The organism is Pseudomonas sp. Root71 (assembly GCF_001429045.1).
Taxonomy (GTDB): domain Bacteria; phylum Pseudomonadota; class Gammaproteobacteria; order Pseudomonadales; family Pseudomonadaceae; genus Aquipseudomonas; species Aquipseudomonas monachiensis.
Genome location: NZ_LMHY01000022.1, coordinates 389,673 through 414,201, shown reverse-complemented (window position 1 = coordinate 414,201; position 24,529 = coordinate 389,673). Strand labels below are relative to the sequence as shown.

Below are 24,529 nucleotides of genomic sequence, written 5' to 3'. Positions count from 1 at the left end.
GTCTTTGTTGGGCATCAACCCTTTAACGCGCCGGCAGTGAGACCGGAAACGATTCGGCGCTGGAAGATCAGCACCAGAATCACCAGTGGGACAGTGACCAGCACCGATGCAGCCATCAATAATCCCCAAGGCAACTCATGGGGGCTGCCGCCGGAAATCAGGGCAATGGCCACCGGCACTGTGCGTTGCGTGTCGGTGAGGGTGAAGGTCAGGGCAAACAGGAACTCGTTCCATGCGGCGATGAAGGCCAACAAACCGGTGGTAACCAGCGCAGGCCAGAGCAGCGGCAACAGCACCCGGGTCAGTGTGACCCAGGGTGAAGCGCCATCCATGATGGCCGCTTCTTCCAGTTCATGAGGCAGTTGCCCCATGAATGTGGTCAGCACCCAGACGGTGAAGGGCAGGGTGAAAATCGTGTAGCTCAGGATCAATGCCCAGGACGTGTTGTACAGGCCCAGGGCACGGATCACTTCGAACAGACCCGACAGCACAGCGACCTGGGGAAACATCGACACACCAAGAACCAGCATCAACACCGTGCCACGTCCTCGGAACTTCACCCGGCCCAAGGCATAGGCGGCGGTCAGGCTGAGGAACAGCGCCAGTGTCACCACACATAGCGCCACCACCAGCGAATTACCGATAGCCCGCAGGAATGAGGCTTGATGGAGTACCGCCGCGTAGTTGGAGAAGTCGGGGTTGTCGATCCAGTAGCTCACCTCGAACAAGGCGCTGGACGGCTTCAGTGAAGTCACGATGGCGTAGTAGAAAGGGAAAACCGCATACAGCAGCAATACTCCGATCAGGCACCAGAACCCGAGGCGCAACAGTGCTTTTTTCAGTAGGCGCAGGTTCATGACCGGACCTCCAGTTGACGGCGTCCGAGGTAGAGATAAAGCATGGCGATGACCGCAACCACCAGAAACAGCAGCGTCGAGGCCGCGCTGCCGTAACCGACGTCCTGGAACTCCACCAGGTGCTGGCGGGCATACACCGACATGCTCATGGTGCTCGACGAGTTCGAGGTCAGCACATAGATCACATCGAATACCCGCAGCGAGTCGAGGATGCGGAAGATTGCCGCCACCAGCAGTGCGGGCATCAGCAGGGGAAGGGTGACACGCCAGAACACTTTCAGCGGATGAATGCCATCGACCCTCGCGGCTTCGTAGCAATCGCTCGGCAACATCTGCAAGGCCGCCAGCATCAGCAGCGTGACAAACGGCACGGTCTTCCAGACGTCGACGAGGATCACCGCCCACATCGACAGATCCGCATCGGCCGTCCAGGCCAGGGGCGCGTCTATCAGGCCGAGGCTCAGCATCAGGTGATTGATGATGCCGAACTGGTCGTTAAGCATCCATGACCAGATCTTTGCCGAGACAATGGTCGGAATCGCCCAGGGAATCAGAATCAACGCCCGCACCAGGGAACGGCCGGTGAACTTGATGTTCAGCAGCAACGCCACCAGCAGTCCCAGTACGACTTCCAGTCCCACCGACACCACGGTGAAATGCAACGTGTTGCGCACCGCGTTCCACCACTGAGGATCGACCAGGATGCCCGACCAGGTGGAACCGTTGTGAAACAGATAATTGCTCAGGCCGACGAAGGATCCGCCAGCGGTGTCCGACAGACTGGCGTCGGTCAGGCTGAACCAGAATGTACGCAGTAGCGGCCAGGCTGCCACCAGCGTCAGACACAACAGCATCGGTGTCAGAAACAGCCAGGCGGTGCGTACCCGGCGTCGTTGTACGGGCGTTTCCCTGGTGAGCAGAAGCTCGTCACAGGGGACATGGGTCGTAGAGACAGACATGGCGATTTTCTTCCTTGTGGCTTACCAGTTCCGGCGTTTGATGCGCGTGAGTTCGCTTTCCAGCTCGGCCAGCGCCTGATCCACAGGCAACTCGCCCGCCAGCACGCCATGCACTCGATCGAAGAACGCATTGGAGACTCGTGGATAGCGATCGGCAGTGATGGAGGCGGGGCGCATGACCCCATCGTTGAGAATGCTGTGCAGCTGGGCGTAATAAGGCATGGCCGCGAGCAATTCGGGGTCCTGATACAGCGACTCGATAACCGGGTTATAGGCGCCGATCAGGGCACGGCGTTTTTGCTCTTGGGCACGGGTCAGGTAGCTCACCAGCTCGGCGGCAAGTTTGGGATGGGCGCTGTAGCGCGATACCGCCAGGCCCCAGCCACCGAGGGTGGAGGCATGGCTGCCGGTCTCGCCGCCGCGGGGCAGGGGAGCGACCCCGACTTTGTCTTTTACCGCACTGTCCTGGCTTTGCACTAACGCCCAGACATAAGGCCAGTTACGCATGAACAGCGCATTGCCCGACTGGAATACGCCACGACCTTCTTCCTCGGTGTAGTTGAGTACGCCACGCGGGGAGATGTCTCCCACCCAGCTTTTCGCCAGGGTCAAAGCAGCTCTTGAAGCCTGACTGTTGACCACGATGTCGCCTTGCGGATTGACCAGCCCGCCTTGCGGTTGGCTGCTGATCCACTCCAGGGCATTACACGTCAGGCCCTCGTAGGCGCGCCCCTGAAAGATGTAACCCCACGCATTGGGGTTCCCGGCATTGCGCTCAGCCTGTTGAATATTCCTGGCGGTAGCAGTCATCTCCTCCCAGGTCTGGGGAACCTGCTGGTTGTACTTCTCGAGCAAGTCCTTGCGGTAATACAGCAGGCCCGAGTCGGTGAACCACGGCATCGTCACCAACCGTCCGTTCACCGTGGCGTTATCCACCTGTGCCTGGAAGTAGCCTTGGGTCGCGTTGGCAGGTAGCACCTCGCGCAGATCCATCAAGTGTTTGGCCAGCATCCCTGGCCACACCATATCGATTTGAATGATGTCGATGTCGCTGGATTGCGCACTGAGGATCTGTTGATAGAACGACAACCTCTCGGTCGCCGAGTTAGGGGTGGAAACCACCTCGACGTTGTTGCCGGTCTGTTTCGACCACGCCTCGACAGCCTCCTTGCAGAGCTGCAACTCCGCACCCACCGCACCACACGAGATCGTTAAGTCGGCTGCGCTCGAGAGGCATGGAAATCCGGCACAGAGGGTGAGTAGTGCGGCTGGCAGGAGAGATTTTAGCTGTTTCATAAAGCCCTCTTTATTTTTGTTTTTAGAAAAGTTAACGTTAACATCGCCAAATGTAGCAGCGTATTTGCGATGAGGCATCCTTTTTTTCGTCAATTTTGACAATTCACAATTGACGAAAAAAGGCCGTTCGCGGGAACAGAAAAATAAAAACAAAACAGGAAATTCACATGCAGAAAGCATCAAGCTGGCTACTCGCAGGCGTGCTCGGCACCTCGGCGGTAACCTCTCAGGCCGCGACTCTGGAAGAACGCATGGCCGCGTTTGAAGCCCGTACCAGCGCAGCGGAGAAGCGTGCGGCCGCAGCCGAACAGCAAACCCAGGCACTTGCCAGGGAATTGCAGCAGATCAAACTCGCCACTGCTCCCTTGCAGCCTGCCGCGTCTACTGCGGCAGTAATTTCGGCGCCCGCTTTGGATACCCGACTGGCAAAACTCGAGGCCCGCCAGCAAAGCCTGGAGAAAGAAGGCAGTACCGGACACCTCACTGATGGGTTCAGCTTCAACGGCTACGCCCGCTCCGGATTGCTGATCAACGATCGGCTGGGGGGTGGTCGTGGCGGCCCTTATGAAACTCCTGCCGGTTCAGTCGGTGGTGCAGTCGGGCGACTCGGTAACGAAGACGACACCTACATGCGTATAGACCTGTCGAAAGAAATCTATGCGCAAAACGGCACCCGTTCCAAATTCACGGTCTCCATCGCCGACGGTGTGGAAAGTTCCAATGACTGGACGGCTGACGAAAGCAAACTGAACGTGCGCCAGGTATTCACAGCGCTTGACCATCTCGCGGCATTCAAGGGCAATTCAGTGTTCAAGAACGCCACCCTGTGGGCAGGCAAGCGATTCGATAGAGATAATTTCGATATCCACTGGCTGGACTCGGACGTTGTCTATCTGGCCGGCACCGGGGGTGGAATCTACGATATGCAGATGAACAAGAATTGGCGTTCGAACTACTCTTTGATCGGGCGCAACTACGGGGATTTCAGTCAAGGCGGTCTTAGTGCCGATGTGGAAAGCTACATCCTGACCTCCAACCAGTTCTTCGAGGATGGTCAGTGGCAGTGGATGTTCAATGCCATCGGCGCAAAGAAAAACGATTTCGCTACCCGAACCAATGCAGCGGGTTTGACGCCTGCGGATTCCGGCTTGCACAGCATGCTGGCCAATCACCAGAAAAACTTTTTCGGCAGGGAAGGCTTCTTCAAAACGGCGCTGCTCTATGGGCAAGGTCTGGGAGCTGAGGTCAAGAACGTCGGCTCGGATGGTGAACTGATCGACGATGCCCGCGCTCTGCGTCTGGCACTTTACGGTGAGACACCCCTTGCGCCTGACTGGCATATCGGCCCCAGCTTGCTGGCCGAACAGAGCAAGGATAGATACGTCAAGGGTGACGACTACCGCTGGCTGACCCTGAACGTGCGTTTGGCCAATAAAATCAACAGCAATTTCGAGATGGCCTACGAAATAAGCTGGCAAACCATGAACCTTGATCCGAAGGACTATCTACAACGTAATGCGGTCGACGGTAACTTTTGGAAATTCACTGTCGCCCCGACATTTAAACCCGAGGTTGGAGATCTTCTTACACGTCCCGAATTGCGAGTGTTCGCAAGCTTCATGAACTGGTCTTCGGATCTGGACAGATTCAGTACCACAGACTCCTTTGGCATGACGGACTTCAAAGCCGGAGGTGTATGGCAATACGGCATACAAATGGAAACCTGGTTTTAATATTCAAGCGCGTTAGGCCAACATCTGCTTTGAGGTTGGCCATGAGAACTTCTCTAACTTCAACAAACCCTGCCTTTCATCAAAACGCATTGAGTCAGTGATTACCGGTCGAATCTGATCAGCCAGCAGTTCCCTACGACAAAAAATTGAGGAAATGACGATGGTATTGCCTCGCGCAGTAGTGTTTGGCGAAGCCCTGACCGATCTTGTCCAAGGCACTCCTGGACAGTGGAAGGGCTACCCGGGTGGTGCTCCCTGGAACGTTGCACGAGCGCTAAGTCGCTTGGGTGTCAGCAGCGCTTTTGCTGGGGCGGTGAGCATGGATTCACTGGGTGACGAGATAGTTTCACAGTCGGAAGCGGCAGCATTGGATATGAGGTTTATCCAACGGGTAGACCGAGATCCTTTGGTCGCCATCGTTCCATCGAGCCGTCCTCCAAGGTATTTTTTTGCTGGAGATGCCGATCTGTTTTTTGATCCGGATCTGATGCCCGATGGATGGATCAACCATGCAGAGCTGTGTCATTTCAGCTGCATCAGTTTGGCTCGACAGCCACTCGCAGACAGGCTGGTTAAAATTGCTCAGCAGGCCAAAGAAGCCGGTAAACGGATTAGCTATGATCCGAACTGGCGCAATTTAATGGATAGCCATTATCGGGAGCAGACCTTCCCTACGATGACCACCCTTGCTGACATGATCAAGCTTTCCGACGAAGACCTTCGGCAAGTTTATCCAGGGCTGACAGAACACCAGGCAATGGATGAACTTCGCGCTCTTAATCCTCAGGCGCAGATCCTTTTTACCCGAGGGGAACACGGGATGGTTCTCCACACCCCGGACAGCCAACTCGATCAGCCGGCTATTGCCGTGAAGGTAGAGGACACGGTTGGAGCAGGAGACGCGTGTATGGCTGGTTGGCTGGCTGCGGAGTTGTTGGGGATCGCGGACTTGAGAGAGCGCCTGCAATTTTCAGCGGCTTGCGCATCCATATCTTGCCGCCATGCCGGAGCCCATGCTCCAGCGCTAGCTGACGTGGAAGGTTTGCTGCAGCGGCTAACATTGGCAAACCCAGGGGATTGCTCATCCGTGTAAATCTATCGCTACCACCTTGTGTTGGCAGTCAAATGCTCTAGTGCGCAGCTTTGGCCAATCGCTGTCGCAAAACTGTAATGTTGCCGTCATAGAATTGACATGACTTCTTACACACTTCAGCCGGCCTTTGGCCTTTTTCATGGATGAGCAAGCCCTATGCGTCGTGTCATATTCAATCAGAAAGGGGGCGTTGGGAAATCCAGCATTGCCTGCAACCTTGCCGCCGTGAGTGCTGCCGAAGGTTACCGAACGCTGCTGGTAGATCTCGACCCCCAGGCAAACTCGACTCACTACCTCACGGGCTTGACCGACGAGCACATTCCCGCAGGCATAGCGGACTTCTTCAAACAAACACTGTCCAGTGGCTTTGAAGGCAGAAGGAATCGAGTGGCCATCACCGAGACCCTTTACGACAACCTTCACCTGGTGACTGCTAGCTCTGAACTGTCAGACCTCCAGTCAAAACTCGAGAGCAGGTTCAAGATCAACAAGCTGCGCAAGTTGCTGGTAGAGCTGTCCGAGGACTATGAGCGCATCTATATCGATACGCCTCCGTCGCTGAATTTCTACACATTCAGCGCGCTGGTGGCTGCAGATCGATTGCTGATTCCATTCGATTGCGACAGCTTTTCTCGCCAGGCGATGTACCGTGTTATCGCACAGGTAGAAGAACTACGTCTTGATCACAATGAATCACTGAAAGTGGAAGGGGTGGTGGTCAACCAGTTCGCCGGGTATACCGGCCTACACCAATCTCTCGTGAATGAGTTGCTGGCCGAAGGCTTGCCAGTGCTACCGGTCTATCTGAGCAGCTCCGTCAAGATGCGCGAATCTCACGAAATGTCAGTTCCCATCGTCCATTTGGCCCCGCGACATAAGCTTTCGCTGGAGTTTGTTGGCTTGCTGGACGCCCTGGAACGGGCCGCTTAGCTTCATCGCGGATGGGCTGTTACAAGTGTAATCGTCCCCTCAGGGGTGTCACTCCAGCTAGTGTCAAACCAGCCAGGGTCGATGATTCAAAACCAGTTCGTACAGCTGAAACACTAACGAAACATTCCGGCCATATGATTCGCACCACCGAAACCAGGGAGGGTTGGAGATGAATCGGCCATCAAGAAGCATGCGCAAACTGCTCGATTCCGTTGCCACCAACAATGAGGCAGCGGCGCTTGATGTGATGCGTGCTGCAGAGCAGCTCCAGGATGAGGTGTTGCGCCAACGATTACTGAACTTGATTCATCGGCTCAACCAAGACGCCAATGACTTGCGAATGGCGAGGGACGATATCCAAGGCGGGGCCATCAAGCTCGCGTGACTTACCTCTGCCTGGTGGAGAAAATCGCTGGCATTTGGAGCCCTTTATAAATGGCGAGAAACCTGAATCCAGAGGTAAGTATCAAAGCGATCCAACCAGCGATCCGGATTGACGGAAATGTATCGCGCAGCAAGACATACAAGGTGCACCCCAGCAGGACTGGCGTGGCGTAGATCTCACGTGACATCAACAACGAGGCCCTGCCGGCTAGCACATCACGCGCTATGCCGCCTCCAATACTGGTCAGCACGCCCATCATCACTGCCAAAGGTGCACCAAGCTGTAATGCCATCACTTTCTCAGTAGCGACTAATCCGAACAGTGCGGCCGCAAAACCATCGAGATACAGCAATAGCTGATAGCGTTTGTGCAATCTATTGGTGAGAAAAAATGCCAGTAGTGAGGTAACCAATGCGACCCAGATGTAGTTGAAGTCTGCAATCCAGAAAATCGGTTGATCCAGCAGTAGGTCTCGAATGGTGCCACCACCAATAGCAGTGATGATGCCCAGCACTACGGCCCCGAACAGATCGACACCTACCTTTTGGATAGCTAACAATCCGGTAATGGCAAACACGGCGGTGCCCAACATTTGCTGAAAATAAAGCATCCGTTACTCCGTTCTCAGGTTGTCCAATAAGTGAACGATGGCGATGTGGGGAATGCAGGCGCGCGCCATCTGCAAGGCATCGTCGTTGGCCTGGCAATGCGGGTTGTAAATGTAGGTGGTGCTTCACCCACCGGAAGTCTAGTGGGTTCGTGCCCTTCCCACATCGGAGACTGCATTGAGGTGGAGGAGAGGGGAGTGCTCGCGAGTGGGGTGTTCAGGATCGCGGGTAACGAGACGACAGGCTTTTTTCAGACCTGTTGAGTGACTGTGCGGAGTTGATGATATGAAATTGTTCAGGCCGTTGCTTCAGCGGCCCGTAGCCTTGCTGTGGGGAGGGTTGGCGCTTTCTTCGATTGGTGACGAACTCTTCGCGATTGCCATCGCCTGGATGGCGGTGCAGATCGCCGGAACCGATGCAAGCTGGCTCAGTGCTTTACGCGGTGCTGCCGCGTTGGCAGGTGCTTTGCTGGGCGGAATATGGGCTGAGCGCTGGGACCACCGTCGCACGATGATCGGCGCCGACCTGGCGCGGGCCGGGCTTGCCTTGATTCCGGTGCTTGCTTGGGGATTCGGCATCATGAGTCTGTGGATGCTGGCGGTGCCGCTCATGCTCATGATGATCGTCAACTCGTTGTTCGAGCCGGCGCTGCGCGCCAGTCTTCCGCGGATTGCCGCGGCGCCGGACCAGCTGCAATCGGTCAATGCGCTGTTCGATGCGATCATCCGGGTCGCCCGGGTGATCGGGCCAATGCTGGCAGCGGCGATTACGCTGCTGATCCCGATCGAGCATCTATTTACCCTGAATAGCATCACCTTCCTGATCTCCGCGTGGGCGGTCATGAAGTTGGGCAAGGCGTTGCCGCGCCAACCTGTCAAGGCAACAAGCCGGCGTGCCGGATTTACCGCCGGTTGGAGAAGTCTTGCGGGACGCAGCCAGATGCAGGCGGTGTATGTGTGTGCGGGACTGGGCAATGTTGCCTGGAGTGTGGGGATATCGATCGGCATGGCGCTGGCAGTCGTCAAATACGATATCCAGGGATTCGGGGTACAGGGGTTTGCTGCCTACGGCCTGATCATGGGGGCTTACGGGGCAGGGAACCTGATCTCCATTTTTGTTGTGGGCAATCTGCAGATCCGTCGCTTGTATCACGGGTTTACCTTCGGTTCCGTGGTTAACGGCCTGGGCATCGCGATCATCGGTGCGGCGGTGCTGTACCTGCCACCGGAACACGTCCTCACGGGGATGATGGTCGGCGCAAGTCTTGCGGCACTCGGCGGGCCACTGATCGACATCTCCTTCATTCTGCTGATTCAAACCCGGTTCAGACAAAGCGAAATCGCCGGGCTGGCACGGCTGCGTTTTGCGGCGCTGGGCGCGTCGATTCTGATTGCCGGTGCCTGCGGTGCTGCGCTGTATGCCCGCTTTGAAACCGGCCTGGTTATTGTCGGTGCCGGGATTTTCGAAGTGATCGTGGGGGCAATTGTGCTGCTAGCCCCCAAGGATAAAGTCCACGGCAAGATCCGTTTCAATTCAGGATTGTCGAAGTTCAGCGAGATATACGTGGCGTCGGCAGCGACCAATCGCTGAGCCGCTGCCTCAATCTTGTCGGGAGCAGTGGCTTGATGAACGGCTAACGCTTCCATGCCCCGGTGTTCACCAGATTCGCCGGCCGCTCACCCGCCAGCGCCGCCAGCAGATTATCCAGCGCGCACCTGGCCATCGCCTCCCGTGTTTCATGTGTCGCCGAGCCGATGTGCGGTGTCGCCACCACATTACTCAACTGCAACAGCGGCGAATCCGGATTCAGCGGCTCACGCTCGAACACATCCAGCCCGGCCGCGCGAATCTGTCCTCGGCGCAATGCGTCGATTAACGCGGTTTCGTCCACCACCTTGCCCCGGGAAATGTTGATGAAGATGCTTTCCGGGCGCATCAAAGCAAACTCATCGGTGCCGATCAGCCCCTCGGTTTGCGCAGTCAGCGGCAAGGTCAGACAAATGAAATCCGCCTGCTGCAACAGGTCGTTCAAGCTGCGGTATTGCGCATCGAAGCGCTGCTCGACCGCTGGTTTGGGCGAGTGGCTGTGGTAGATCACTGGCATGCCGAAGCCGAAATGCCCGCGCTGGGCCAGTGCCTCGCCAATGCGGCCCATGCCGATGATGCCCAGGGTTTTACCGTGCACGTCGATGCCGAAATGTGCGGGGCCGATATTGCGCTGCCAACCGCCTGTGCGCACCAGGTTCGCCAGTTCCACCACCCGCCGGGCCGTTGCCAGGATCAGCGCGAAACCGGTGTCGGCGGTGGTTTCGGTCAGCACATCCGGCGTATTGGTCAGCAGGATGCGCCGCTCGGTCAGGTAATCGATGTCATAGTTGTCGACCCCCACCGACACGCTGGCGACGGCTTCAAGGTTCGGTGCCAGGTCGAGCAGTCCGGCATCCAGCTTCAGGCTTGCACCGAGCAAGCCATGGGCACGGGGCAGGGCATCACGCAGTCTCGCCAGGCCCTCGGCGTCGAGGCTGTCGATCACTGTTACCTCGGTCTGCTCTTGCAAGCGAGCCATTAGCGGCGACGAGAGTTTCTTGTATAGAACGACCTGCTTTTTCATGGTGGTTATCTCAACATCGATTCAAGAGTGTGCAGTGGCGGTGCGCGCTACTGTGGGCCGCTCGCGGTCACTGGCGCCGGGTTTTAGGAACATCGTCAGCACCACCGAAAGCATCAGCGCACCGCTCATCAACAAGTACGACGCGCCGGGCGAACCGGTGGAGCTGTTCAGGTAACCGACCAGATAAGAACCGCCGAACGAACCCAGCGCGCCCATGCTGTTGATCAACGCCATGGCACCACCCGCCACGTTGGCCGGGAGGATTTCCGGAATGATTGCGAAGAACGGCCCGTAAGGCGCGTACATGCAGGCCCCGGCAATTACCAGCAAGGTGTAGGACCACCAGAAATGTTCAGCGCCCAATGCGTACGAGCCGTAGAAGGCAATCGAAGCAATCAGCAGCGGCGGCCAGACGAAACGTTTACGTTTTTGCAGCTTGTCCGAACCCCAGGACACCAGCAGCATGCCAATCACGGCCGCGAGGTACGGCAGCGCCGACAGCCAGCCGGCCTGGACCATGTCCATCTGCGCGCCGGCCTTGAGGATCGACGGCAGCCACAACACGAAACCGTACACGCCAATGCTCCAGCAGAAAAACTGCAGGGCCAGGATGATCACTTTGGGTGAGCGGAACGCTTCGGCGTAGTTCTTCACGGCCTTGATGCCGACCTGTTCGGCGGCCAGTGCGCTTTCCAGGTCCTGTTTTTCCTGATCGTTGAGCCACTTGGCTTGTGATGGACGATCATCGGCCAGACGCCACCAGATGAATGCCCACAACACCGCTGGCAAACCTTCGACGATGAACATCCAGCGCCAGCTGTAATGCTGCACCAGATAGCCCGAGACCACCGACATCCACAGCATGGTCACCGGGTTGCCGAGGATCAGAAAGGTGTTGGCCCGCGAGCGTTCGGCGCGGGTGAACCAGTGGCACAGGTAGATCAGCATTGCCGGCATCACTGCCGCTTCGACCACGCCAAGCATGAAGCGAATGACGATCAGCCAGTAGGCATTGGAGACAATCCCGGTCAACGTCGCCAGGCTGCCCCAGAGGATCAGACTGACGAAAATCAGCTTCTTCACACTGTGTTTCTGCGCGTAGATCGCGCCGGGTACCTGGAAGAAAAAGTAGCCGAGGAAGAACAGCGCGCCGAGCATCGACGACAGCCCTGGTGTGATCATCAGGTCCGCCGCCATGCCGGACGCGGCGGCGAATCCATAGTTGGCGCGATCCAGATACGCCAGGCTATAGGTGATGAACACGATGGGCATGATGTACCACCAGCGGCGGGTGGCGAGCGTTGCGGTTTTCATGGTGGTGCTCCTGAGCTTGTTGTTTTTGTCGCAGCAGGTAACGGTTTAAATCTTCGGTGCCTTTACTGGCCTCATCGCGAGCAAGCTCGCTCCCACAAGGGATCTAGGTTCGACACATATCCCCTGTGGGAGCGAGCTTGCTCGCGATGGCGGCCTCAAATTCGCTGGCCATTTCGGCGCGGGTCGGCAACCCCTCCATATCCCCCCGACTCTGCACCGCACGGCTGCCAATCCAGTTGGCGCGTTTCACGGCCTCGACAACGCTTTGGTTTTCCAACAGCGCGCTGATCATGCCGACGGCAAAACCATCGCCGGCACCCACCGTATCGACCACTGTTTGCACCGGTACGCCAGCCACGAAACCTTGATCAAGATGTGTGCGGTAGTAAGCCCCGTGTGGGCCAAGCTTGATCGCCACGGCTTCGGCGCCCTGGTCGAGGTAGAAGGCGGCGATGTCGGCCGGGTCTTCGAAACCGCTCAGCAAGCGACCTTCGCTCAACCCCGGCAGGACCCAATGGGCGAGGGCGGCGAGGCGGTTGATCTCGGTGATCATTTGTCGTTCGCTGGCCCACAGGCTCGGGCGCAGGTTCGGGTCGAAGGACACACTGCGCCCGGCCTCGCGCATGCGGGTCATCAACTCGAACGACATCTGCCGCGCCGACTCCGACAGCGCCGGGGGAATGCCGGTGGCGTGCAGGTGTCGGGCCTTGAGCAATTCGGGCACGATCGAGTGCGGCGACAGGTGACTGGCCGCCGAACCACGGCGGAAGTACTCGACCACCGGATCGCTGCCGTCGTCGGTGCGGGACTTGAGTTGAAAACCGGTCGGGTGGGCGGTGTCGATGTCGACGTGGCGGCAATCCAGGCCTTGTTTTTCCAGGGTGTCGACCACAAACCGGCCCAACGAATCGGCACCGACACGGCTCAGCCATGCCACGTTGAAGCCCAGTCGGGAAAGGCCAATGGCGACGTTGCTGTCAGCCCCGGCAATGCGTTTGTGGAAAGCGCCGACGCTGGCCAGATCGCCAGCCTGTTCGGCGACGAACATCGCCATGGTCTCGCCGAAGGACAGAATATCGATCTCAGACATGAGCACTCTCCAGCTGGGACTGGCCGAGGTGGGCGAGGGCAGCGACGTGCTCGGTGGTCAGTTGCACCAGGTCATCGCCTTGCAGCGGATATTCCGCGGCCCGCATAACGCCTTGGGCCATGTGCCGCAGCAGGTGTTCCCACTGTTGAAAATCGCTGGCAGCGGGTGGGATGGCCACCAGCTTGCCGTCGGCGCGGCGGGTCACCGCTTTGCAGTGCACGTAACCGACGTGACGCCCGAGCAAGCGCGCGGCGCTGGCGGCGGACTGGTCCTGCCAGTGCCAATTGCCGATATCGAAGGTCATCTTTATCGGCAAGTTGTGCTGCTCGACGTCCGCGAAAAAACGCTGGAAGGGTTCAATGCGGCCGCCGTGCAGGGTCTGGTCGTTTTCCACCAGCAACTGTACGGCGCTTTCACCCAGCACACGGGCGAGGGTTTGCAGATCGCTGTTGTCGGTGAAATAGCCCAGCGACACCTTCAACCATTTGGCGCCGAATGCCTGGGCGCGTTGCAGGGCCGTGATCAGTTCGGCGTTGGGTTTGGATTGCCCGGCCAGCCATAGCTCCATGGGCGACGAATACACGCTCTGCAGGCCTTCTGCTTGTGTGGCATCGGCCAGTTGAGCGGGGTCTTCGATGGTCAGTAACTCTTCGCGCCACTCAATGCGCGTGGCGCCGGCGGCGGCGAGAATCTCGATGAAGCTGCCCTGGCCGCGTTGACGCACAAGGTCGGCGCCGTAGCTGGAAAGGCTGATGGAAACGGCTGGTCTATTCATTGTTTTTCTACCTCTGAAACCGGTTTCATTTTTGTTCAAAAAAATTTTTAGTGCTACTTGGGGCCTCTTCGCGAGCAGGCCTTAACATTCAACGCAAATTCCCACGGGTCGACCCCCGCACAATCAGCCGCGCCGAAAAATCCAGCGTCCGCACCGCCCCGTCATCCCCGCGCAGCCGCTTGAGCAGGCACTCAAAAGCACTGGCGCCCATCTCGGTGGTCGGCTGCGCGAGGGCGGTAATGCCGCTGCCCACCAGCGGGTACCAATCCAGGTCATCGAGGGCAATCAAGCCCACGTCATCGAACAGGTTGCACTTGAGTTCACGCAACGCATGGGTGCTGGCGAGCGCGGCAATCCCGTTCGCGCAAAACAGTGCCTTCGGGCCGGGCCCAGGCGTGTCGAGGAAGGATTTCAATTGTGCGGTCAGTTCGCTGCCTGTTTCGATGTGCGTGCCGCGAAGCGCCGGGCGTTGCTCGATTTGTGCCTTGAAGCTGCTGACCCGCTCAATTCGCGAACTGGTGCCATCAAGCGGCTCAGTCACCAGCAATACATCGCAATAACCGCGTTCTTCAAGGTGGTTAAGGGCCATGTCGATGGCCTGCGGGTTGTTCAGCCCGACCATATCGCTTTCAAGGTGCTCCACCTTGCGATCCACCAGTACCAGGGGCATTTCCCGGTGCAGTTCGTGCAACTCGTCACGATGATGACCGAGGGTGTTCACGATCAAGCCTTCGATGTTGTACGAGCGCAGCAGGGCCAGGTGCTGGCGTTCTTGCTCGTCGTCGCGGTCGGTGTTGCACACCACCAGGCTATAGCCGTGCTGACGGCAGGCGGTTTCCACCCCGTGCATCACGGCAATTGAATAAGGGTTGCGGATATCGGCCACCAGCATGCCGATCAGGCGGGTGCGCCCGCGTTTCAGGCCACGGGCCATCTGGTTCGGGCGATAGCCGAGTTCGGCAATTGCCTGTTCGATGCGCTGGGCAATGGCATCGGAGAGCAGGGCGCGATCATCGCCAATGAACCGCGAAACGCTGGCCTTGGAGACCTTGGCGTGTTCGGCCACGTCGAGCATGGTCACGCGGCTGCGCTGGGCGGCGGAGAAATCGTTCACGGTCTGAAACCTTCTTATTGGATTTATAAGGTCGGGTGCTTCGTGAGATAGCACTGAAACCGGTTTCAGGAAACACCAAAAGCCAATTCGCCGTCAAGCCCCGGATGGTTGATTGTCGAACAATGAGCGACAAATGATATTGCATTTAACATAATATACATTATGCGCAACATCATACGCGGAGCTGGGAGCGCATGGTGGTCAGATTTGAAGCCAGGCTCAGGCCTCGATCACTCTGCTGCAGTTCGTGCCTGCACCTCAATCAGGTAATCCAGGACCGAACGGATCGTGAGAACCTTGCACCTTGAATCGCCAACCATATTGGCCAGAGTCCACCGCAGCTCCTCATCAGTACCGGATCGGAAAATTTCCAGCTGCTCGACTCATACGGATACCGGCTGTTGGTGAACACGTCGCGGTATCTCTCGAAGGAATCTTCCTGGCTGTCCAGGGCCAAGCCGCTACGAATCGGTTCGGGCATCGCATGGAACAACGTCAATAGATCGTGCTTATGCCGCGGCCAACGCTAGACGTCGAGTTTGTAGATCTCGCCGGATGTGCCTTGATGCTGGTCAGGCACGGAAATAAAGCTCTTGAGCAGGGTTTCCATGTCAATCGCCGCATCGACCTGGGCAACGTGCGGTAGGTTCTGCACATCCAGAATCTCAGCGGCTTTCAGGTAATTGTGAGCGCATTAAAGCATCCAGCTTGGAAAATGAGCCATTGCATACTCCTTTGAGTGGCCACCGCAGATGGCTGTAGCCCTTTATTTACGGGGCTTGTTACCGAATACACGTATGTTTGAAAGATACAGCACATATTTGGAAGATAGCGAATAAGGGTGAGCTGCCTCTGGATCATCTGGTCAACTCCCCTCCTTCATTAATAACCAGAAATTATAACTAAACTAAATGGTTGTTTAGTTTAGCTAAGTTATAGGTCAGTATCGATGGTATTCGACTGGAGCTTCCACTCTTCCCCTCCCTCACTAATAGCCTTTAGACCGATCAACCACATTCAACAGAGGCATTCCCTCACGCTCTCTTCGGAGATTCTCAACTATCACTGCCACACCCCCCTCAATCTGCACATCGCTTGCAACATGAGGGGTCAGGAGCACTCGAGGGTGTTTCCAAAGTGGGTTGTCTTGAGAAGGAGGTTCTTGTACCAGGACATCCAGTATGGCTCCTCCCATACGGCCTTCATCCAACGCTGAAAGCAAAGCCGTTTCTATAACGTGGGCGCCACGCCCCACGTTAATCAGTCCAGCTCCATGAGGCAGGCAATCGAGCCTCGCAGCATTGAGTATCCCGTCTGTTTCGGGAGTCAGTGGCAACATGTTCACAAGGATGTCGCACTGCCCTAAAAACGCCTCCAGTTCGTCCGGGCCGACGTAACAGTGACCACCTGGCACCTCCTTCAAAGAACGATTCCAGCCACTGAGCTGAAATCCCAATGGCTGAAGGCGATCAAGCGCGGCACGTCCGAGATTGCCAACCCCCATGACACCAACACGCCGCTGTGAAGCATGCACGATTGGTCGAGGTTGCCAGCGACCACTTCGCTGGTCCTCTTGGTAAGCGAGGATTTCTCGATGCAAGGCAAGAACACCAAACAGAACATATTCGGCCATGATGTCAGCCATCGAGCTATCTACCAGCCGTATCAGCGACACGTTAGCAGGCAAACGAGCCAGATCGAACTGATCAACTCCAGCCCCTGCAGCGTAGAGAAGCCGAAGATTACCAAACTGTTCCACCAGGTTGGTTAGAGGCTCCCAAGCCAGGATGTAGTGCACCCCTGCCGGGCTACCGATATCAGGCCATTGGCGGAACTCTAGTTGTGGGGCGAGCGTTGCCAGGCAATCTCGCCATTTCTGCGCATCGGCGGGGTCGGCCATATACAGGATGCACATAGAAAACTCCCTATTCGACTTTCAGGTGCGCATAGCTATCAACGAAACGCTTAAATTTGTGTTTACCACAAGTGTACGCTTCATACTTCGCGGGTAGCGCTTCACTCACACAGGTTGGCACAGGCTCAACAATTGCATCAAAATCCAAATCAATAAAGAAAGGAATTGAATAGCGCTCTAGACCGCTAGTATTTATGACGCGATGCATTGTCGAGGTGTAGCGATCGTTGGTGAGGGTTTGAACCAGATCACCAATGTTGACGATAAAAGTGCCTTCAACGGGTGGGGCAGTAACCCACTCCCCTGCACGGTTCTTGACTTGTAAACCGCCAACTGTGTCTTGAGACAGGACTGTCAGGAAGCCGTAATCCGTGTGAGCACCAATACCGATCTCTTCCAGGGAGACCTTTCCTATCTGAGGCGGATAACGCAAAACGCGCTGAATAGTGATGGGCTTGCGTTGGCGTTGTTCAAAATAATTTTGCGGCAAATCCAGACTCAGCGCGATGCCGCCGATGAGCGTTCTCGCAAGCGCCAATACAGCTGAATGATAAGCCTCGGCAACCGTGTCGAATTGCGGCAGCCCGGCCGGCATTTGATTAGGGCCAAAAAACGGAGAAACTTCATCGTAATGGGCGCCGTAATCAAAGCACTCTTTGAAATCGCGCGTATTGGCTGGATCTACGTTTTCCGCATACATCGGGATGTAACCACGTAGCGTAAGCCCAGAGTTCACGATATTAAGTGAGTTCTTCTCGTCGGCTGGAAGCTTGAAAAAAAGTTTGGTGAGCCTGTACATCTCGTCTATCAGTTGCTGCGAAACACCATGGTTTTTTATATAAAAAAACCCCACCTTTTCGCACGCTTCACCTATCTGGCTTGCCACCCGCAGCGGATTTTCGCCGTTTATGAGTGGCGAAATATCAATGACCGGGATTTCAGTGAAGGCAGTTTGTTTGCTGGCCAAACGAATATCAAATAACTCAGTCACGCTTCTCTCCTTTCTAAATGGATGACAGACGCGGACGAGCGACATTCGTCCTTGTTTGGGCGGATGTTAATCCTGGTTTTTTTGGCACGCAAGCAAAATGTACACCTGTGTCACCAATCGTTGACACAGGTGTACATTTATCCTAATTTTAAGTCGTCGAGCCTGATGAGGCCCACTTTGGAGCGCACCACGATGTCCAGCGATCCCTTGCTGCAACCCTATAAAATCAAAAACCTGACCCTCAGAAACCGGATCATGACCACCTCCCATGAACCGGCCTACCCTGTGGACGGTATGCCCAAGGATCTCTATCGCGCCTACCACGTGGAGCGCGCCAAAGCCGGTGTCGCCCTGACCATGACCGCCGGTTCCGCTGCCGTATCCCGAGACAGCCCGCCGGTGTTCAACAATGTGCTTGCCTACAAGGACGAAGTAGTCGGATGGTTGAAGGACCTGACCGATGAATGCCACGAACATGGCGCGGCAGTGATGATCCAGTTGACTCACCTGGGCCGTCGCACCCGCTGGGACAAGGCCGATTGGTTGCCGGTGGTGTCGCCGTCACACCGCCGCGAGGCGTCGCATCGCTCCTTCCCGAAGAAAATGGAGGAGTGGGACATCGAGCGGATCATCAAGGACTATGTAGACGCCGCGGAGCGCATGAAGGCGGCAGGTCTCGATGGCCTGGAGCTTCAGGCTTACGGGCATTTGATGGATCAGTTCTGGTCGCCGTTGACCAATGACCTCGACGGCCCTTACGGCGGGTCGCTGGAAAACCGCATGCGCTTTACCTTCGACATCCTGCGTGGCATCCGCCAGCGGGTAGGCGAAGATTTTCTGCTGGGAGTTCGCTACACCGGTGATGAAGAACTGCCCGGCGGCTTCACTGCCAGCGAGGGCATGCAGGTTTCTCACATGCTCAAGGACAGCGGACTGGTCGACTTCCTGAACGTCGTACGCGGTCACATCGATACGGATGCAGGGCTGACCGATGTCATCCCGATTCAGGGTATGCGCAACTCGCCCCATCTCGACTTCGCTGGCGAGATCCGCTCGTCTACGGGCTTTCCGACCTTCCACGCGGCGAAGATTCCCGACGTGGCCACCGCGCGCTACGCGATCGCCTCGGGCAAAGTGGACATGGTGGGCATGACCCGCGCGCATATGACCGATCCGCACATCGTGCGCAAAATCATCGAGAAGCGCGAAGAAGACATTCGCCCTTGCGTGGGCGCCAACTATTGCCTGGATCGCATCTATCAGGGCGGCGCGGCCTACTGCATCCACAACGCCGCGACGGGGCGGGAAACCACCATGCCTCATGACATTCCCAAAGCCGCGGTCAAGCGCAAGGTGTTGGTGGTCGGAACCGGCCCTGCCGGGCTGGAAGCGGCGCGGGTCGCCGGTGAGCGCGGCCATGACGTGACGGTGCTTGAAGCGGCTGATCAACCTGGTGGGCAAATTCGTTTGACTGCGCTGAGCGAGCGTCGTCGCGAGATGATCAGCATCATTGATTGGCGGATGGCACAATGCGAACGGCTGGGGGTGAAGTTTCACTTCAATACCTGGGCCGAAGCCGACACTGTGCAAGCCTTCGAGCCAGACGTGGTTATCGTCGCGACCGGCGGCCTGCCGGATACCGAGGTGCTCAGCAAAGGCAACGAACTCGTGGTTTCAACCTGGGACATCATTTCTGGCGACATCAAGCCCGGTCGCAACGTACTGATCTTCGACGATGCGGGGGATCATGCTGCCCTGCAGGCTGCCGAGGTCATCGCGCAAAGCGGTGCGAGAGTCGAAATCGTCACCCCTGACCGCTCGTTTGCACCTGAAGTCATGGCCATGAACCTGGTGCCCTACATGCGCAGCCTGCAGGATCTGGACGTCACCTTCACCGTGACCTACCGGGTCGATACAGTGGAAAAACGTGATGGCGGGCTCGTTGCAACCTTTGGCAGCGATTACGGACAGGTTCACAAGCAGCGCGTGGTCGATCAGGTGGTCGTCAACCACGGCACCCTTCCGCTGGATGACTTGTACTTCGAGCTGCGTCCTCTCTCCACCAATGGCGGCGCGGTAGAGCAGCATGACCTGATCGCTGGCACGGCACAGAACATCGTCACCCATCCCGAAGGACGCTTCCAACTGTTCCGGATCGGCGACGCCGTGTCTGCTCGCAACACTCACGCGGCCATCTACGACGCTTTGCGCCTGGTGAAAGAAATCTGAACCCCTGGCACGTCTGGTGCGGTCAAGGGACGCACGGAGCTTCCCATGACGCCTTCGGCAGTGAAGGCCCTTCACGGCCCTTCACTGTTATCCCCTGCCCTGCTACATTCCCCGCCGCGCAACCTCAGCGCCTGCATTGACTGCCCGCCCCACAATGCAGTCGATGCCCTGATCGGCCATCGACTGCAGCGCTGCTGCCGTCACGCCACGGTAAGCCATCAACGACTCAATCATTTGCCGCGGATCGCGGCTGGCAAGCATCTGGCCGCCCCCCACCACCACGCCTTGTGCAGCGCGCTGTGCGATGGCAAGGGGAATTCCCGCTGCCACCGCCTGATTAGTCAGTGCCATTTGCAACATTGCCGGAAAGGCCGGCCCAGTCCCGGACAAGGCGCTGAGGTAATCAATACAGTCCTCATCAGGCACTTCGTCCGCTGAACCTACGCACTCGAACAGTCGTTGCACCCACTGGCGGTCGCATTCAACAAGGTTTCCGGCACAGTACCAGGGCGTAAACGACTGCCTGATTTCCACGGCCGCATTCGGCATGGCCCGCACCACTGCATCCGCACCGGTGGCCGCGCTGATGGATGCCGCCGGAACTCCGGCCATCAGGGAAATCACCCGCTTGCCGCGGGCGTTGATCTGCAGTTCACGAAACTGCTCCGGTCGGATGGACAGCACGACAATATCGCTGAGGTCCACCAACTGCTGGTTGTCAGCCAGCAGTCTCACGCCTGGCTCGAAGGGACTGACGCCGGAGCGGTTCGAGATCAATAAGCGGTCAGGCCCGATGACCCCGCTATCGAGCAGCGCCTGGGCGATTGCGCGCCCGAGCCAGCCGGTACCTCCGATGATGCCCAGAGTTCTATTCTCCATCGGCAGTCGACTCCTCGAATGTATCGACCAAGGGAACGAAAACGCCGGGCTCTTTTTCCGCGTAGCCGAACTTTCCATAAAAGCGGTCCAGCTCTCGCCGCTTAGGTACTTTGCCGGTGAACACACTCACGTACTGAGGAATCCGTCGAAATCTAACGACGATATCTTCACTGGTTTTCATGGAGATGTAGCCAATCTGCGTGAGGTAGATCGTCCTGGCCCGAACGTCGGCACCCTCGCCGTCGTAGCCAAACCGTCGGAACATCGCGGCCAGGGCATTCATCCGAGCCTCATCGGCCAAAGCGATTTCAGCAGTGACCTCGTCCGATTGCAGCGCCCAACTGCGCACGGCAAATTCGAACTGCGAGTCGAACAGTTCAGGGTTCACCCAGCATTCGAAGACGTTGAGAATCGCTTCGGAAATACTTTCTGCGTAACTCTCGCATTGGCTGACCATACCGCCGGTGTTCTTGTCCCGCCATCGAGCCAGGAGTGCCGCGAGCAGCTGTTCGCGATCTTCATAGAACCAGTAAAAGCTGGTACGGGACAAATTCAAGCGTTTGGCCAGCGGCATCACCCGCACAGCATCAACACCCGACTCCTTCAGGGCATCATAGGCGGCGTCCAGCCAACCATCGACGGAGCCTCGCCAGCCGGCGTCCTGCGCTTTGGTTTTCGCCCTTCCTGTCTGTGACATTCGGGTGCACCTTTATTTGAAAATTCTTCGACACTGTACACCCCAGGATCTTTGGCGTACACGGCATGTACAGGGGCGTACATTTTCGAGACGATCAATCGCCAAATCAATAGAGCACGCCATCAATGACCCGAATCAATTAATTTTTTGAAAAAGTGCGGACACTTTTATCAAGACTTCGCCGACACCAGAAAAACTATCGAGTCAGAAATTTCAGGATAACGCCACGTTATCTTTGGCCCTGTAAAAAAGTTGCTGGACGCTGCGATCCATTGAAATTAAATAATGACTCCGCCAAAAACTTACCAGGTAGGTTGTCCTATGAAATTCAATAATAAAGTGGTGGTCATTACGGGCGCTGCCGGAGGTGTCGGACAGGCGTTAGCATTATTGTTCGCCCGAGAAGGCGCAAAGCTTGTTTTATCTGATCTTGACGAAGCCGGTTGCAAATCAATCTTAGCCAAAGTTCGTGACCTGGGCGCGGAAGTACTCTATGTGGCAGGCGATTTACGCCGAAAAGAATATTGCGAAGCGATTGTCCAAACGGCCGTCGATGTTTTTTCGGGGATCGATATCGTATTGAACAATGCGGGCATCATTCCCCGTGGCACGATAGAGGAAACCACTGACGACATGTGGTTCGACGCCATGGGCGTAAACCTGAATGCGGTGTTCTTCATCTGCCGTGCCGCGATACCGCACATGAAAAATCGCCCGGGCGCCGCAATCGTCAACACATCATCTGTCTGGGGAATTTATCCAGGCCCCGCCCACGTGGCGTATTGCACAAGCAAAGGGGCCGTTGCGGCTTTAACCAAAAATCTGGGCCGCGATTGCGCCCCTTTGGGCATCCGTGTCAACGCCGTGTGCCCGCACGAAATCAATACCCCGATGATACGCAGCGGCTTTGAACGTCGCGGCCTGGATCCGGACAAAGCCGTGCAAGAGCTAAACAAGAGCGTCCCACTAGGCCGTATCGCCGAGCCCGAAGACATTGCGGATGTCATCGCATTTCTGGCGTCCGACGAGGCCAGGTACATCGCCGGTGAAACGGTAGAAGTCACAGGCGCCAAGCCGGTGTCCGGCTAAGGAGAGGTAGCGATGCTCAACGGTAAAAATGTAGTGGTGACCGGGGGCGGCAGAGGGATTGGCCGAGGCATCACCGAACAATTGCTTGAGGCGGGAGCTACTGTGTTGATCGCTCAGCGTCAGGCACTGGACGTCGACTTGCAAAGTCACCCTCAGGTCTATTTCGTCGAGGCAGATCTCGCTTCGGTGGAGTCTCCAGGTTTGATCGCGCAAATAGCCCGGGAGCAGCTCGGCGGAGTCGATGTCCTGGTGAATAATGCGGGGTTCATGTTCGAGAAATCGATTGATGAGATGACCGAGCAGGACTGGGATCGCATGATGGCTGTCAATCTGCGGGCACCAGCGTTCTTGTGCAAGGCGTTGGTGCCTCAGATGCGTCAGCGAGGCGGTGGCAGCATCATCAACATCGGGTCGATCGAAGGGATAGGCGCCAACCCTGAACATGCCGCGTACTGTGCCTCCAAGGCTGGCATCCATGGGCTGACCCGAGCCTTGGCAGTCGATCTCGGACGGGACGGCATTCGCTGCAATGCCATTGCTCCAGGGTGGATAAACTCCGAGTTGAGTGATGCATATCTCGCCGCTCAAGCTGATCCGCATGCGGCGCGCCAGGCACTCCAGCGTCTTCACCCGGTCGGACGTACCGGATTGCCGGCGGATGTTGGCGGGACAGTCGTTTTCCTCGCTTCGCAGTCATCGGCCTTCATTACCGGACAGGTGCTCGTGGTGGATGGGGGGCGCACAGCGAAACTGCCACTGCCGTTTTGATCGAATCAGCCTGACAACCTGACTTGCAACGGAGGGAGTCACTTACTCTCCTCCGCTGCAAAATTTCGTGACGGGCACGTATTGATTGCTTGGGCGCTTTGTTCTCTATCAGGCAATTGCCACCATCGACCACCAGCAATTCACCGGTAATGTAACCGGACTCCGGTGACGCCAGGAGCGTAACGGCAGCAGCCAGTTCCCCTGGGCGACCTGCCCTGCCAACCGGGACATACTTCGCTGCATTCTCTTCCTCTGGAGTGTTCACGCCTTGGCTTTAATCGCATACAGCCCACCGATAATAACCAACGCTGCTCCGACAACTACCCATGTGTCGGGGTGCTCGGCAAAGACGATCACACCAATCAAAGTGGCGAACACCAGAAGCGCATAGTTGAAAGGTTGCAGGGTAGAAGCGGTTGCGTATTTCAGTGCTTGAATGAACAGAATCTGAGCGACTACGCCCGTCAATGACAGGATCCCCATCAAGAGGCCCTGGACCGGAGTCGGAGAAACCCATGCGGGTAGCCCCGCAAATGTGACTGTCAGGGCACCCACACTTGCCATAAAGAGCATGTTCGTAGCAAAGGCGTCGTGCTGGCTAATCCGGCGCGTCAGTACGTTGAACACCGCGAATGCTAAAGCAGCCAGCAGGGGAATCAGCGCCGCGAGTTCAAAAACGCCCGCGCCTGGTCGAAGGATGATCAGTGTCCCGGTGAACCCTATGGCGGCGGCAATCCAGCGCCGCAGACCTATGAACTCCCCAAGCATGGCCCCCGCCAATGCCAGTGCCATCAGCGGAAATACGGCATAGAGCGCATGCATTTCGGCCAGGCCCAAATATCGTAGCCCCACTGCAAACAGTATGGTTTCACCCACGGCTAACAGCGCTCGAATGATTTGGAGCCAAGGGTGCTTACTGCGAAAAGACTCTTTGCCCCTACCTTGGCAGGCGGCATATCCGAGGGCAAAAACGACAAACACCCAATAGCGCACCATGACCAGTTGGGCAACCGGGAAGTCTTTGACAAGCACCTTGGTTAGTCCGTCCTGGCTCGCAAAGATAAGCATTGAAAGCAGGCATAAAAAAATCCCGAGTTGAGGCCTTGCGACGCCAGCACCAGCGGTAACGGTGGGCGCAGCATTTTTTGTTTGGTCGCACTTCAATCGCAACTCGGTCATGCCCTCCTCCCTTAACT

23 protein-coding genes and 1 pseudogene are annotated in these 24,529 nt (G+C 57.0%); 8 read left to right on the top strand and 16 right to left on the bottom strand.

Annotation, left to right across the window (positions count from 1 at the left end; translation table 11 throughout):
* Window positions 1-14 precede the first annotated feature (14 nt).
* Genes ASD95_RS15710 through ASD95_RS15700 form a run of 3 tightly spaced genes read right to left on the bottom strand, consistent with a single transcriptional unit; the run spans window position 15 to window position 3,112 of the window.
* Window positions 15-857, bottom strand: a complete 843-nt coding sequence (locus ASD95_RS15710; protein ID WP_056724890.1) for a carbohydrate ABC transporter permease — start codon at window positions 855-857, stop codon at window positions 15-17.
* Window positions 854-1,816 (bottom strand): carbohydrate ABC transporter permease, encoded by a 963-nt coding sequence (locus tag ASD95_RS15705; RefSeq protein WP_056724886.1) that lies wholly within the window; start codon window positions 1,814-1,816, stop codon window positions 854-856. The genes ASD95_RS15710 and ASD95_RS15705 overlap by 4 nt, the downstream gene beginning before the upstream one ends.
* Window positions 1,817-1,837: 21 nt before the next feature.
* Complete coding sequence (locus ASD95_RS15700) at window positions 1,838-3,112, bottom strand: ABC transporter substrate-binding protein (protein ID WP_056724884.1); 1,275 nt, start codon at window positions 3,110-3,112, stop codon at window positions 1,838-1,840.
* A 167-nt stretch (window positions 3,113-3,279) separates the two neighbouring features.
* Here ASD95_RS15700 and ASD95_RS15695 point away from each other — a divergent pair, with 167 nt between their 5' ends.
* The 4 genes from ASD95_RS15695 (at window position 3,280) to ASD95_RS15680 (ending at window position 7,253) form a co-directional block, all read left to right on the top strand.
* Window positions 3,280-4,845, top strand: a complete 1,566-nt coding sequence (locus tag ASD95_RS15695) for a carbohydrate porin (protein WP_056724882.1) — start codon at window positions 3,280-3,282, stop codon at window positions 4,843-4,845.
* Window positions 4,846-5,005: 160 nt separating this feature from the next.
* Entirely contained in the window at window positions 5,006-5,938 is a 933-nt protein-coding gene (locus ASD95_RS15690) for a carbohydrate kinase family protein (protein WP_056724880.1), read from the top strand.
* 156 nt (window positions 5,939-6,094) lie between these two features.
* Window positions 6,095-6,868 (top strand): ParA family protein, encoded by a 774-nt coding sequence (locus ASD95_RS15685; protein ID WP_056724878.1) that lies wholly within the window; start codon window positions 6,095-6,097, stop codon window positions 6,866-6,868.
* Between the two features lie 169 nt (window positions 6,869-7,037).
* Window positions 7,038-7,253 carry a hypothetical protein gene (locus ASD95_RS15680; RefSeq protein ID WP_056724876.1) on the top strand — a complete coding sequence of 72 codons (216 nt, stop codon included), beginning with the start codon at window positions 7,038-7,040 and terminating at the stop codon, window positions 7,251-7,253.
* 1 nt (window position 7,254) lies between these two features.
* Here ASD95_RS15680 and ASD95_RS15675 read toward each other — a convergent pair whose 3' ends face one another.
* Window positions 7,255-7,863, bottom strand: coding sequence for a trimeric intracellular cation channel family protein (locus tag ASD95_RS15675; protein WP_056724874.1), 609 nt, complete (start codon window positions 7,861-7,863; stop codon window positions 7,255-7,257).
* A gap of 283 nt (window positions 7,864-8,146) precedes the next feature.
* On the opposite strand from ASD95_RS15675, the gene ASD95_RS15670 reads away from it, so the two are divergent.
* The gene (locus ASD95_RS15670) at window positions 8,147-9,451 is read left to right on the top strand and encodes an MFS transporter (protein WP_056724872.1); all 1,305 of its coding nucleotides are present in this window, start codon (window positions 8,147-8,149) and stop codon (window positions 9,449-9,451) included.
* A gap of 43 nt (window positions 9,452-9,494) precedes the next feature.
* Here ASD95_RS15670 and ASD95_RS15665 read toward each other — a convergent pair whose 3' ends face one another.
* The 8 genes from ASD95_RS15665 to ASD95_RS15630 all read right to left on the bottom strand — a co-directional run bounded on the left by ASD95_RS15665 (window position 9,495) and on the right by ASD95_RS15630 (window position 17,671).
* The gene (locus ASD95_RS15665) at window positions 9,495-10,472 is read right to left on the bottom strand and encodes a 2-hydroxyacid dehydrogenase (RefSeq protein ID WP_056724871.1); all 978 of its coding nucleotides are present in this window, start codon (window positions 10,470-10,472) and stop codon (window positions 9,495-9,497) included.
* Window positions 10,473-10,493: 21 nt separating this feature from the next.
* The gene (locus ASD95_RS15660) at window positions 10,494-11,786 is read right to left on the bottom strand and encodes an MFS transporter (protein ID WP_056724869.1); all 1,293 of its coding nucleotides are present in this window, start codon (window positions 11,784-11,786) and stop codon (window positions 10,494-10,496) included.
* 103 nt (window positions 11,787-11,889) lie between these two features.
* A complete protein-coding gene (locus tag ASD95_RS15655) occupies window positions 11,890-12,876 on the bottom strand; it encodes a sugar kinase (RefSeq protein ID WP_056724867.1) in 987 nt (328 codons plus the stop codon).
* Window positions 12,869-13,651, bottom strand: a complete 783-nt coding sequence (locus ASD95_RS15650) for a sugar phosphate isomerase/epimerase family protein (RefSeq protein WP_056724865.1) — start codon at window positions 13,649-13,651, stop codon at window positions 12,869-12,871. The genes ASD95_RS15655 and ASD95_RS15650 overlap by 8 nt, the downstream gene beginning before the upstream one ends.
* Before the next feature lie 88 nt (window positions 13,652-13,739).
* A complete protein-coding gene (locus ASD95_RS15645) occupies window positions 13,740-14,765 on the bottom strand; it encodes a LacI family DNA-binding transcriptional regulator (RefSeq protein ID WP_056724864.1) in 1,026 nt (341 codons plus the stop codon).
* A gap of 526 nt (window positions 14,766-15,291) precedes the next feature.
* The gene (locus ASD95_RS30110) at window positions 15,292-15,420 is read right to left on the bottom strand and encodes a hypothetical protein (protein WP_263291639.1); all 129 of its coding nucleotides are present in this window, start codon (window positions 15,418-15,420) and stop codon (window positions 15,292-15,294) included.
* A gap of 333 nt (window positions 15,421-15,753) precedes the next feature.
* Entirely contained in the window at window positions 15,754-16,680 is a 927-nt protein-coding gene (locus tag ASD95_RS15635; protein ID WP_056724862.1) for a 2-hydroxyacid dehydrogenase, read from the bottom strand.
* A 10-nt stretch (window positions 16,681-16,690) separates the two neighbouring features.
* On the bottom strand, window positions 16,691-17,671 hold the full coding sequence (locus tag ASD95_RS15630) for an isopenicillin N synthase family dioxygenase (RefSeq protein WP_056724860.1): 981 nt from the start codon (window positions 17,669-17,671) through the stop codon (window positions 16,691-16,693).
* 192 nt (window positions 17,672-17,863) lie between these two features.
* Here ASD95_RS15630 and ASD95_RS15625 point away from each other — a divergent pair, with 192 nt between their 5' ends.
* Entirely contained in the window at window positions 17,864-19,900 is a 2,037-nt protein-coding gene (locus ASD95_RS15625; protein ID WP_056724858.1) for an NADH:flavin oxidoreductase, read from the top strand.
* 102 nt (window positions 19,901-20,002) lie between these two features.
* Here ASD95_RS15625 and ASD95_RS15620 read toward each other — a convergent pair whose 3' ends face one another.
* Complete coding sequence (locus ASD95_RS15620; protein WP_056724857.1) at window positions 20,003-20,779, bottom strand: pyrroline-5-carboxylate reductase family protein; 777 nt, start codon at window positions 20,777-20,779, stop codon at window positions 20,003-20,005.
* The gene (locus ASD95_RS15615) at window positions 20,769-21,476 is read right to left on the bottom strand and encodes a TetR/AcrR family transcriptional regulator (RefSeq protein WP_056724856.1); all 708 of its coding nucleotides are present in this window, start codon (window positions 21,474-21,476) and stop codon (window positions 20,769-20,771) included. The genes ASD95_RS15620 and ASD95_RS15615 overlap by 11 nt, the downstream gene beginning before the upstream one ends.
* Window positions 21,477-21,797: 321 nt before the next feature.
* Here ASD95_RS15615 and ASD95_RS15610 point away from each other — a divergent pair, with 321 nt between their 5' ends.
* Window positions 21,798-22,565 carry an SDR family NAD(P)-dependent oxidoreductase gene (locus tag ASD95_RS15610; protein WP_056724853.1) on the top strand — a complete coding sequence of 256 codons (768 nt, stop codon included), beginning with the start codon at window positions 21,798-21,800 and terminating at the stop codon, window positions 22,563-22,565.
* 12 nt (window positions 22,566-22,577) lie between these two features.
* On the top strand, window positions 22,578-23,333 hold the full coding sequence (locus tag ASD95_RS15605) for an SDR family NAD(P)-dependent oxidoreductase (RefSeq protein WP_056724851.1): 756 nt from the start codon (window positions 22,578-22,580) through the stop codon (window positions 23,331-23,333).
* Between the two features lie 91 nt (window positions 23,334-23,424).
* Here the strand turns inward: ASD95_RS15605 and ASD95_RS29885 are convergent.
* Window positions 23,425-23,601, bottom strand: a pseudogene (locus ASD95_RS29885) (SDR family oxidoreductase); the annotation flags it as partial.
* Window positions 23,595-24,512 (bottom strand): DMT family transporter, encoded by a 918-nt coding sequence (locus ASD95_RS15600; protein WP_082562963.1) that lies wholly within the window; start codon window positions 24,510-24,512, stop codon window positions 23,595-23,597. The gene ASD95_RS15600 and the pseudogene ASD95_RS29885, both read right to left, overlap by 7 nt.
* Window positions 24,513-24,529: the final 17 nt, after the last annotated feature.